This is a genomic window from Mycoplasmopsis pullorum (genome assembly GCF_001900245.1).
Classification (GTDB): Bacteria; Bacillota_I; Bacilli_A; order Mycoplasmatales; family Metamycoplasmataceae; genus Mycoplasmopsis; species Mycoplasmopsis pullorum.
This window is the reverse complement of sequence record NZ_CP017813.1, coordinates 654,193-666,544: the sequence shown is the minus strand read 5'-3', so window position 1 is coordinate 666,544 and position 12,352 is coordinate 654,193. Positions and strand designations below refer to the sequence as shown.

General features: G+C 29.5%; 9 protein-coding genes and 1 tRNA gene. 1 reads left to right on the top strand and 9 read right to left on the bottom strand.

Annotation, left to right across the window (positions count from 1 at the left end):
* Position 1: 1 nt before the first annotated feature.
* The 6 genes from BLA55_RS02710 to BLA55_RS02685 form a co-directional block, all read right to left on the bottom strand.
* The gene (locus BLA55_RS02710) at positions 2–409 is read right to left on the bottom strand and encodes a hypothetical protein (protein WP_073372557.1); all 408 of its coding nucleotides are present in this window, start codon (positions 407–409) and stop codon (positions 2–4) included.
* Positions 393–1,805 carry a glutamate--tRNA ligase gene (gltX, locus tag BLA55_RS02705; protein WP_073372556.1) on the bottom strand — a complete coding sequence of 471 codons (1,413 nt, stop codon included), beginning with the start codon at positions 1,803–1,805 and terminating at the stop codon, positions 393–395. Before gltX ends, BLA55_RS02710 begins: the two co-directional genes overlap by 17 nt.
* 84 nt (positions 1,806–1,889) lie before the next feature.
* Positions 1,890–3,536, bottom strand: a complete 1,647-nt coding sequence (locus tag BLA55_RS02700) for an MHO_4530 family protein (protein ID WP_073372555.1) — start codon at positions 3,534–3,536, stop codon at positions 1,890–1,892.
* 1 nt (position 3,537) lies between these two features.
* Entirely contained in the window at positions 3,538–5,685 is a 2,148-nt protein-coding gene (locus tag BLA55_RS02695; protein WP_073372554.1) for an ATP-dependent helicase, read from the bottom strand.
* Between the two features lie 14 nt (positions 5,686–5,699).
* Positions 5,700–6,380, bottom strand: a complete 681-nt coding sequence (locus BLA55_RS02690; protein ID WP_073372553.1) for an RDD family protein — start codon at positions 6,378–6,380, stop codon at positions 5,700–5,702.
* A gap of 153 nt (positions 6,381–6,533) precedes the next feature.
* Complete coding sequence (locus tag BLA55_RS02685; protein WP_084107648.1) at positions 6,534–7,400, bottom strand: glycosyltransferase family A protein; 867 nt, start codon at positions 7,398–7,400, stop codon at positions 6,534–6,536.
* A gap of 163 nt (positions 7,401–7,563) precedes the next feature.
* Between BLA55_RS02685 and BLA55_RS02680 the strand changes: the two genes are divergently transcribed.
* A tRNA-Ser gene (locus BLA55_RS02680) sits at positions 7,564–7,654 on the top strand.
* Between the two features lie 63 nt (positions 7,655–7,717).
* Here BLA55_RS02680 and BLA55_RS02675 read toward each other — a convergent pair.
* Genes BLA55_RS02675 through plsX form a run of 3 tightly spaced genes read right to left on the bottom strand, consistent with a single transcriptional unit; the run spans position 7,718 to position 12,348 of the window.
* Entirely contained in the window at positions 7,718–10,672 is a 2,955-nt protein-coding gene (locus BLA55_RS02675; RefSeq protein WP_073372552.1) for an AAA family ATPase, read from the bottom strand.
* On the bottom strand, positions 10,659–11,369 hold the full coding sequence (gene rnc / locus BLA55_RS02670; protein ID WP_073372551.1) for a ribonuclease III: 711 nt from the start codon (positions 11,367–11,369) through the stop codon (positions 10,659–10,661). The genes BLA55_RS02675 and rnc overlap by 14 nt, the downstream gene beginning before the upstream one ends.
* The gene (gene plsX, locus BLA55_RS02665; protein WP_073372550.1) at positions 11,353–12,348 is read right to left on the bottom strand and encodes a phosphate acyltransferase PlsX; all 996 of its coding nucleotides are present in this window, start codon (positions 12,346–12,348) and stop codon (positions 11,353–11,355) included. Before plsX ends, rnc begins: the two co-directional genes overlap by 17 nt.
* Positions 12,349–12,352: the final 4 nt, after the last annotated feature.

Below are 12,352 nucleotides of genomic sequence, written 5' to 3'. Positions count from 1 at the left end.
TTTATTTGATTACTAAATCAATGAAAAATTCACCGATTAAATTATTTTCGTCACGGTTTTGACTTAAAATATAGTTTAATTTGTAAACTTCTTCATTTTCATTTTTAGTGTGTGTTAGTGATTTTAAGAAAGTATTAATTAAAAATGTTTGATTTTTATTAGTTCCATAATTTACAATAAACTCAACATCTACTCATTTATTAAGTGATAAATTTAATGTGGTTGGACCAGCAAAAATATTTACATCACTCGAGTTAATTTCAATACGGTTTGCAACATTTTGACTTGGTTCGTTGAATAAAAGAACATCGAAATCCAATTCGTTTAATCTTTCTAATTTTGCTTCAAAATTAGTGTAAACTGGTTCGTTTGAACCTTGTAAAATTTTTGACTTAAATTCAATTGTCATTTTTTAAACGTCCTAAAATAATTTCTGATCCAAAAAGGTAAATAGCTTTTGCTAATTCAGGTCCATGTTCAACATAAGTGGTTGCTAAACGAATTGGCATAAATAATTTTTTACCTTTTGCACCGGTAATTTCTTGAGTTTTGTTAATTGCATTTTGAATTGAATCGACACTAAAATCACTGTCACTTAATAATGAAGCAAAAGTACGTACAACAGTTGCATCATCGTCTGAAATTTCCGTTTTTACCTGTGTATTAGCACTTAAATACATTTTTAAACTTTCAGCTATTTCGTTCATTGTGATTGCACTTTGTTTGTAAGTGTCTAAAAATAAATCTTTTCACTCATCACTAAAGTTAACTTGATCTAAATTGATGAACTTAGCAATGATTGAATTATCATAATTTTTGATGTATTGTTTTGAGAATCATTGCATTTTTTTAATATCAAATTTTGATGGTGATTTACTTAAACGAGATGGATCAAAATGAGCAATTAATTCTTCTTTAGTCATTAATTCTTTTGCATCAGCTGATGTTCATCCTAATAACGCTAAAAAGTTGAACACACCTTCAGGTGCGTATCCTTCATTTTTATAGTCTTCAATGAATTGTTTAAGAGTTAAATCACGTTTTGAAAGTTTTTGACCTTCCATGTTGGTGATAATTGTTAAGTGTCCAAACTGTGGTGCTTCTCAACCTAATGCTTGGTAAATGGCTAATTGTTTTGGTGTATTTCCAATGTGTTCTTCGCCACGTAGCACGTGTGAAATTTCCATATCATGGTCATCAACAACTACAGCAAAATTGTAAGTTGGATATCCATCAGATTTGTAAATAACTCAATCAGCTAAATCACTACTGTTAAATTCGATGTGTCCACGCACAATATCTTCTCATGCATAAATTTGATCTTTAGGCATTTTTAAACGAATTGAATATTCACCTTTTGACTCACGTTGTGCACGTTCTTGTTCAGAAATTTGAAGTCACTCAGGATTATATCTAAATGATGGAATTCCTTTTGCGTCGCTTTCTTGTTTTTGTTGTTCTAATTCTTCAGAAGTATCATAAGCTTTGTAAGCTAAATTTTGAGAAATTAATTGATCAGCAATTGCACGGTAACGATCAAGTTTTTCACTTTGACGGTAGTTTCCGTATTTTGGATTCGGTTTAAGCGGACTCTCATCAGGAATAATCCCTAATCATGCTAAATTATTTAATTGACTTTCTTCACCACCAACCACGTTTCTTTTTACGTCAGTGTCTTCGAGTCTAAATATAAAATCACCATTAAAATGTTTAGCGAATAAATAACAAAATAACGCTGTTCTAGCACCACCAATGTGAAGATATCCGGTTGGACTTGGTGCGTATCTAGTTCTTACTTTTTTCATAAAGCTCCTTATACTTTAATATATTATAAAGTAATAATTTTTAATTGTTTCAAAGTTATAAAAACCTGTTATAAAAACAGGTTTTTAAGTATTTTCAAGTTTAATTTTAGAAAATTGCGGTAAGTAAGCTGCATAAATCCCTGTTTTTTTAACAATGTATTTATCTAGTGCAAAATTTTCTAATTCGTAGAATAAACTAATCTTGTTTGATTGAGCGATTTGGTAAATATTGACGCAATCAAAAAAAGTTGATTCATCATTGATTTTTTTACTAATTTGTTCACTAATCACTATCGCTTTTAAATTTGAAGAACCTAAAAAATTCATTAGCGGTTTGTTTATTCTTTTAACATACACAGCACATGAAATTGAGTTTTCTCTTAAAATTTTAATTTTCTTTTTTAATTCTTCATAATTAAACAGATTATCAAATGAGTAAATTAAATAAGTTATTTTGCTTGAAGTATCGTAATTACTTAACTTCATAAAATTCTCTTGCGAAATTTTGACAATAATCCGACTCGCAAGTTTACCGATTTCAATTTCTTTTTCCTTTGAAATAATTTTATTAATTCACAAAGGTTCGTATAAATAAACTAAATATGGTATTTTGAGAAAAAATTCAATTACATCTTTGCTCATTCCGTTGATTCAGACTGAAAAAACGTTGTTTTTGGTTTTGTTTTTAGATTCGTAATTAACAATTGAATTCTTAATTAATAAGAAATCACTAGTTAAATTTTTATTTCTAAAAGTATTATATAGAGAAACAAATTCAACAAATTCAGGTTTATAGACATCTTTAGGTTTAAAATAGTAAAATTCGTTACTTAATTTATTGTTTTTGATGTTATATAAAGTGTATTTGGACTGATTGACTAAATTTTCAAAATCATCTAAATCAATCATTCTTTTAAATTCAATTACACTCGCACAATCGACCATTTTTTCATATAAACTATTTTCGTTAAGATTTTTAACAATTGAATTAATCTTTTTGATATTGGTTAAAAATGTTTTTTTAAACAGAATCATTATAATTCCGTCTTTACTGTACAATTGCACTCGATTTAACTTTAAACCAAAACGATCTAAAATTTGTTCAATATCTGAATTTAAGATTTCATTAACAAAGAAAAAAGGTTTTTTTAGAAGTGTTAAAGCTAAAAAAGGACCACGAACCAATTTTTGCATTGTATTATTTTTAGCATTGACAAATTCAATCTTTTTACTATTATGATCATTGTTAATTCGTCAATTAATGTTACAGATAAAAATACCGTCATCTTGTGGAAAAACTCTTAATTCACAAATAGTATTTTCTAATCTTTTTGTACGAGAGTCTATTTTGAATAAAATACGTTCAAAAAAAGTTAAACGTTTGTACAAATTCATATTAAGTTGCAATTTCAAACTAACACGATGAACAGCATTTTGTTCAAAATAAATCTTTAAATCTTTTTGATTTTCAACTTCGAAAAAGTTTAAAAATTCGCTAAAACTAATGTAATTAAAAGGTTCAAATTTCAGTTTACGTGCATCAAAAAGAATTGGAAATAATGGACTTTTCTCGTTAATACGAATCACACGGTGGTTTAAAGTGTCTATTTTAAAAATAATTACACCTGTGGATACTCTTAAGTTGATATAGTAAATTCAAAATACAGCTATAAAAAGTAAAAATAAAATTAATGAAACGACGCAACTAACTAAAATTACTAACTGAATCATCTTAAACCGACACAATCACTTTTATTGCTGGATGGTTTTTACGCAATGATTTTACTTTTTTATCTTTAACAAACTCAACAACAATAGTGTCCCCTAAAACCTCTAATACTTGTCCCTCTCCAAAGGTGGTGTGAGAGATAATGTCCCCGGGGATAATGTTGTTGTTTACTTCTTCATCATCATAGTCTTGCACGCTTGCGGTTTGTGATTGAGCTAAGATAACATCATTTAAATCAATCCCCATCTCCTCGACGAAGCGAGAGGTTTCTTTTGGTATATCTGTACCAATTAAATTACCACGTGAATCGGTAATGAATAATTTCTTTTTAGCACGTGTAATAGCGACATAGGCAAGTCTTCTTTCTTCTTCCATTCAGTCCTTACTATTATCACGATTTAAACCTTTGTAACTTGGAAAAATTTGTTCAGTCATACCTACAACAAAGACATTATCGAATTCCAATCCCTTTGCCGAGTGGACAGTCATTAATGAAACATAATTTGAAAAGTCATCATATTCGTCCCCAGCACTCATTAGCGAGACCATATCTAAATAGTCCTTAAGTGATTTATTGGGATTTTTTTGCTCTCAAGTTTCCATACTCTTAATTAATTCACGCACGTTATCAGTTGCTTGTCCACGCATGTTAACGTTTTGCTCGATTGCTTCGAAGTATTTAATTTTTTCTAAGAATTTTAATAAAACAAGTGAGAATTTATTTTTTTCAAGTGCTTTTCTAAAGGTTAAAATGTCCTTTAATAATGGAAAAATTGATTTGACAATTAAACTTTGTTTGATTGGTAATTCTTTGTAGTGTTTAAGGACACATTCAAATAATCCCATCTCTTTTTCTTGAGCAAATTGTTTTAATTTAGCCAAAGTACTTTTTCCAATTCCACGAGCGGGAATATTAATTATTCTCTCAAAGGCAATATCTGAACCATCATACAAAACACGTAAATAAGCGAGTGAGTCCTTAATTTCGGCTCTTTGGAAGAATTTGGTACCATTGAAAATTTTATGATTGATGTTTTCGTTGATTAAAGCCTCTTCAAAAGCTCTTGAATAATAATTTGAACGATATAAAATTGCAATATTTTTAAGTTGAATTTTTTGCTTTTTAAGTTCGTTGATTTTTTGGACTACTCAACGAGCTTCCGCTTCGTTGCTAAAAGCATGGAAAAATTCAATATCGTCCCCTTCAGGGTTTTCGGTTTGTAAGTCTTTGTTGAAACGGAATTTATTGTTTTTAATTAATTTGTTTGCAGCACGTAAAATTTTCTTAGTTGAACGATAGTTAATGTCTAAAACGATTGTTTTAGTATCTTTAAAATCTTGATCAAAGTCTAAAATTAAATCTACTTCAGCACCACGTCATTCGTAAATTGTTTGGTCTGGATCACCAACAATTGTAATGTGAGCATCTTCAGGGTTGTATAAGTATTTAATAATTTTGTACTGTAAATCTGAAGTATCTTGAAACTCGTCAACTAAAATATATTTGAATTTGTTTGCTCATTTTTGAACAACTTCAGGATAAGCTTCAAATAAATCGTTGACTTTTAAGATTAAATCGTCAAAGTCTAAACATTTATTTTCACGTAGTTTTTTGTTGTATAAAGAGTAAACTTTTGGAATAATTTCATCAGAATTTAAAGCTTCTTTTAATTCACTTTTTGAATAATGATGATTTTTTGCTCATGAAATGTAATTCATCATGTTCGAAAGTGAGATTAAATTAGTTTGAATGTCTAATTTTTCATAAATTTCATTTAAAATCGCTTTTTTATCAACTTCATCTAAAATTTGAAAATCACTTCTTAGACCGATTTTACGTGATTCTTCACGCAAAATTAATGCACAAAGTGAGTGAAAAGTTTTAATTGTTAATTCATTTGTGAGATTTCCGCAATATTGTCTAATTCTAATAGCCATTTCATTGCAAGCTTTATTAGTAAAAGTCACTGCTAAAATTTCTTTCGGGGCAATACCGAGTTTATTTACTAAATAAGCAATTTTTCTAGTTAAAACTTTTGTTTTACCACTACCAGCACCAGCAACAATACGTAAAGGTGAATCAAAATATTCAACAGCTTCTTTTTGTTTGGAATTCAAATCTTCCAATAAATTGTTATTAGCAACTTTCATAATTCTCCTTAAATTTAATTATCATTTCTTTCTGCTTTATCTGATAAAACGTGTATTATTTGACGTCTTTGTAGTAACATTGGTTTTAAAATTATTTGTTCTTGTGTGACTAAAATCGGTTTTTTTCAAACTACTCGAGTGTTTGAAATAATATCAATTAAGGCTAGACGTTTTTTTGAAAATAAAATAAACAAATAATTTAAGATTGTCATTAAAACTCAAATTGATGAGAGCGAACTAATGCAAGCTCAACCGATTTTTTCAAAATTACTCAAGTTCAGATCATTGATATTTTTTGGTGTTAAAACAGCATTGTTGTTTAATTTTTGAATTGATTCGTCATTAAAAAAAAGAATCATTCCAAAAAATACCAAAATTGGTAAAGTGATTCATAAAATTGCACGTTTAAATAATTCTTTGAATTTTAATGCTTCATTTTTTTGATTTAAAGTTTTAATCTGACAAATTCATTGACCAAGAGTTTTAGTTTTTAAAACTCAAGGAATGTATAGTCAATAAACTAAAATAAATACGTTAATTAAAAATGGTAAGCTATAAAAAGCAAGAGATGAAAATTTTTGTTCCTTATAACTTAGTAAAAATACAACTAACGAGATAAATAATGTCGTAGCAAAAAAATCAATTAGATTGGACGCGAATCTAATTCAAAAATTTGCGTTTTTGTATTTAATCATTCTATTCTAATTCTCCTAAGATCTTATTTCAGTTATTAATTGGATGCGAATTTCTTAATCAATTAGTTTCAGTATTGTCAAATTGCATATAGATATTCGTTTCACAAAAGATCTTATATTCGTTTGATGATTCATATTTTTTAATAATTTCTTTTAACTTATCTTTAAATTTGTGACTACGTTTTCCAAAACTTGTTTGTAGTTCATAATCGTATTGATGTTACGATAATTTGTGTCAGTTAATAGTCCAGCTAAGAAAATTTTGATGAAAAAGTATTTTGCATAATTAAACTCATGCATTAATTTACGGTCCGAAGTTTTAAAAAATGGTTCTAATGCATCAAACTTGGTAATGAATGAATGCGGATTAATTCAGTTGTCGACACCAAAATATTCACGTTTAATGCGAATGTCAATATATGAATAAGTTTTAGCTAATAATAATAGACGATAATTTAATTCAATAGCTAATTTAGTATCAGTTACAGTTGAAGGTTTAAATTTAATCAACTTTTTAATCAATGATTTTTTGTAAATTTTATTGAAAATGAATGGAAATGAATAAGCAATAATATCTGGTGAATCAGCAATTTTAATTCTAGTATTGACATTTTGAATTCTAGGATGTGGTTTTCAAGCTATCGAACCAATCATTCTTGGTTTAAATTCTAAAATGTCCACATCTAAATCACTTGCATAAGTTGAAATTTCACGTACTAAATATTTTTTAATTGTCGTATCTGAGTTTAAAACTGTAACATATTCACCTTTAGCTAAGGCAAATGCGTTTGCTAAAGTATATTGAATACTTTCACGACGACTATTAACTAAAAATTTCAATCGCGAACCAAAAAATTCATAATGTTCTTGAATAACATCGAATATTCTCTTGTTGTTTGAAGATTTATTTAAACATAAAATAATTTCAAAATCTTGATTGTCCTGTTCGGTTAAAGATTTTAAAAAATACCTTAGGTCTCGGTAATCTTCGGTAATAGAAGAAATCAATGTCAATTTCATAAACGCCTCGCACAAAAAATAATGTATATTTTTATATATATAATTTTAACATATTTAACCATTAGTAATCTTATTAAGAGCAAATAGGTGTAGCCAATAAAATGGTCAAATCATAAAAAAATTTGATATTTTAAACTTTTAATGTATAATAATGGAGCAATTAGGGACAGTACTCAAGAGGCCGAAGAGGTCGCACTGCTAACGCGATAGGGGAGGAAACTCCCGCGGAGGTTCGAATCCTCTCTGTCCCGCCATTGAAAAAGACCGCTGGTCTTTTTTTATTGCTTTTTTGCAAAGAAAAATCGGGATTGTCCCGATTAGAAATTTTGTGATTGGTGTTCATCATCAATCATTTTTTTTGCTTCACTAAGTTGAATTGAGAAAAAGCTGGTAATCCCACGTTTTTGCATGGTAGCCCCAAAAAGGTCATCCATACGTGACATGGTACCATGACGGTGTGTGATAACTAAGAATTGAGTTTTGTTTTTGAGTGACTGTAAATATTCAGCATAACGTACCACGTTTGCTTCGTCTAATGCTGCTTCAACCTCATCTAAAATACACAATGGTAATGGTCTAGCTTTTAAAATACCAAATAGTAATGAAATCGCAATTAGAGATTTTTCACCACCAGAAAATAGTCTTAAGTTTTTAACACTTTTACCTGGTGGTTGAGCTTGAATGCTAATTCCTGATTCAAGAATGTTGTTTTTATCATTGAATTTAATATGTGCTGAACCGCCACCAAACATGCTGGTAAAGACATTATTGAATTCTTCATTAACATCATTAACAATGTTACTCATTCTTGAAACAATAATTTTGTCCATCTCAGCAATTGCGCTTTCGATGGTACTTTTAGCTTCTTCAATTTCATTTTGTTGAGCTTTTAATTCATTGTAACGACCTTCAACTTCTTTAAGTTGTTCAATCGAATCTAAGTTAACACTACCAAGTTCTTTAATTTCTTTTTTAAGACGTTCAACGAACTCTTTTGCGTCCGAAACAGGTAAGTCTAAGTGATAATTTTCTAGTGCAAAATCTAATGTTAAACTGTAATAATTTAATAAACGTGCACGATATTCACCTAGATAAAACTTATTACTTTCAAATTGACGATTTTGTTTATTAAATTGATTTCTTAATGAATTCAATTCTTTTTCCAATTCGTTTTTATCTATTTGATAGGTATTAATATTCATTTGAATAATTTTTAGACGTTCTAATTTAGCTTTTAATTCAACTTCATTCGATCTTAAACGTGAAGTTAAAATTTCTAAATTCTCCCCTAAAGTTGTTGTTTTAGCTTCAACATCAATCACTTCATCTTGAGTTAAATTCTCGAGTCTTAATTTATTTTCCATGAATTGAGTTTGAGCATCATTTTTTTGTTTTACTACTGAAACAATGATTTTTTCAAGCTCAGAATACATTTCATAGTGACTTGCTCTTTGGTCCTTAAGATTAAGTAATTCAGTTCTTGATTTTTGTAAGAATTCATTTAATTTTGGTAAAAATTCTTCGATTTCTTTAATTTTGTCATCTAAACCTAAAAGGCTATCAGTAATTGAAGTGTCCTTTTCTCCACCGACAACAACTCCACCAGCACGTATAATGTCTCCATCAAGTGTCACAACCATATATTTACGGTCTAAGATACGAGCAATATTATTTGCTGAATCAATATTATTGGCAACAATTATATTTCCAAGTAAGAACTCTTTTAAGACATTAAATTGTTTATCTGTTTCCACCAAATCACTAGCAATCCCAACAAAACCATTTTGCCCCTGTAAGACTAAAACATGATCGTCGCGAACGCTTTTACCTTTAATAGTATTAAGTGGAATAAATGTTGCACGACCACCTTTATTTTGTTTTAAAAAGTTAACTGCATTAACTGCTGTTTCACTTTTGTCCACAACAATGTGCTGTGTTGCGTTGTTTAAAATTGTTTTGATTGCAAGAGTATATTCAGCTTTAACGTTGATTAAATCGGAAACTAAACCTTTGTAACCTTTAAATAAGTTTTTATTGTCCACAATCGTTTTTGTACCTTTAAATAAGGAGTTTTTAGATTCTTTTTGGTCTTTAATAAATTCCAAACGAGATTCTAATTTAATTTTTTTATTTTGTTTATCGTTGTATTCTAATTCGATTGCGTTAATTTGATTATTTAATGCTTTAATTTGTTCTTTAGTGTTATTAATTTTTTCGTTAATTTGGTTTTCTTCGTTTTTTAAATAATTAATCTTGTGCTGTAATTTTTGTAAACTATCTTTTAAGTTTTCAATTAGATCTTTTGAATCTGCTTTGATTTGACCACTTAAAATCATTTGTTGTCTTTGTTGTTCTTTCGCTTCAATTAATTCATATTCACGAATTTGATCTTGAATAGCAGATTTTTCACCAGATAATTTTTGAATTTCAGTTTGTAAAATGCTTTGATTGTTTAAATCTTTGCTAATGTTGACACTTAATTCTTCAATACGTTGCGAATAACGCACATCAGTTTCCTGAACACCACTCAATTCATCGCTTAAACGTTTTTGTTCTTGCTCTAAACGATTGATTTCATGTGCTAAAAGTGCAATTTCGACATTTTTTAATTCTTCACTTTTTTGTTTAAAAATGATTGCTTTTTGAGCTTGTTTTTGTAAAGGTAAAACTTGTCTTTCAAGTTCTGAAACGCTTGTATTAATTTTTCCTAAACTAATTGAAACACTCTCTAATTTGCGTTGAGCTTCTGTTTTTCTAAATTTATATTTTGAAACTCCTGCTGCTTCTTCGAAAATTAATCTACGTTGTTCATCAGTGGCCTCTGCAATATCTGAAACAGTACCTTGTGAAATAATAGCTAATGATGATTTACCAATACCAGTTTCCATCGCAAGAGCTTTAATGTCTTTTTGACGTGAGGGAAGGTCGTTGATTAAGTAAGTGCTCCCTTTACCACGCTCCATAATTCGAGTAACTTTTATAAAGTCCCCTTCGAGTGAACTGAGTCCCTCGCGGTTGTCGAAAATTAAAGAAACTACCGCTTTATTCATCGCGGGACTAGTTTTAGAACCAGCAAAGATTACGTCTTCCATTGAATCACCACGTAATTCACGAAAACTTTGTTCACCTAAAACTCACTTGATAGCATCATTGATATTACTCTTTCCTGAACCATTTGGTCCAACTATCCCAGCCACACCACCAGTAAATTTAAGTGAAATTGGATCTGCGAATGACTTAAATCCATGAGCCTCAATTTTAACTAATTTCATTGTCTTCTCCAATTGTTTTTAACTTCTTTAAAGCGTCAGTTGCCGCATTAAATTCAGCTTCTTTTTTACTTAATCCCTGTCCTGTACCAAAAATTTGTTTATCATGCATTACTTTTGAGAAAAACGTTTTATTTGGTAACAATTCAGTAATATATTTAATATGTTCACGACTAAAAGTTTGAAAATGTTCTTGTAATTGTGTTTTTACGTCTTTATTGTTTTTTGCGTGAATATCATCAATAATTGAAAAAACATATTTCGCAACAAAGTCTTTCGCTTTATTTAAACCTAAATCTAGATAAATAGCTCCTGTAATTGACTCAAATATGTCTGCCTGTACCTTTGGGGAACTTTTAGCGTCACTTTCAGCCTGTCCATTTGAAGTTTTGATTAGTCTTGGTAGTCCAATCGCTTGTGAAATATTTGAAAATGTTTCAGTGCACACTGCTTTTGCTCTTAAGTTAGTTGCTTGTCCCTGTGTCAAAAAGTGGTACCGTTTAAAAATATACGCACTAGTTAAAAATTGAATAATCGCATCCCCAAGAAATTCTAAACGTTCGTAATTTTCAAGTTTTGAGTTCTTAAAATTTTTTGACGAATGTGTTAGTGCAGTCATATAAATGCTTGTATCATTAGGTTCGATTTCATTATAATGAAAAAATTCTTCTAAAGTTTTTGCTCTAGTTATCGTATTCATCTATTGCTCTTTTCATTTTTGTTAAAACATCTTTTTCAAGACCGAGTTTCATTTGATTTAAAGCTCCTAAATAAGATTTTTTATCACTTGATCCGTGACATTTCAGTGCTAAATGGTTAACTCCTAAAATTCAAGCAGCACCAACGTTACGATAGTCAAAAGATTCAGCTACATCTTTAAATGCATTTCTTAAAAATAAATAACCGATTTTACGTGTCCAACTAGCCATAATATTCTTTTTGATTAAATTTTTAAAATTAAGAATCGCACCTTCAGCGGTTTTTAGAGTTATATTACCGGCATAACCGTCACAAACCACTACGTCTGCAGTGTTTAATAATAAGTCACGTGGTTCAATAAAACCTTGATAATTAATCTTAGTGTCCCCTCGCATGATTTGGTGGGCTTCTTTAGTAATTTCTAAACCTTTATAATCTTCAGTTCCAATATTTAACAATTTGACGCTCACTTGCCCCTTGTCGAAAAACGCTTTAGCTGCTTCAGAAGCTAAAATAGCTCACTCGTGCAAATATTCAGCCTTAGTTTGTAAATTAGCCCCAACGTCCAAAAGCAAAAAGTGTCCCCGATTAATGTTTGGCATAATCGGCATAAAAGCAGGACGAGAAATCCCAGGTAAACGTTTTAATATGAATGTACTTAAAGTCAAGTATAAGCCACTATCACCACAAGAAATAATTGAATCTGCCTCATTGTTTTTAACTAAATCAATAGCTACTTTTAAGGATGAATTTTCTGAAAGTGCACTACGTGGATTGTCACCTAATTTACCAACTATTTCATTATTAATAATTTCGATATTTTTTTGATTTGGATCTAAAAATTTACGAATCTCTTGTTCGTTTCCTACCATTTTAATATAAAAATGATCATTGTGTTTAAGAAAATCAACAGCTGCTAAAACAGCTGATTCAACACCATGATCATTTCCATTTACATCCATTGCAATTATGTATTTCATAATC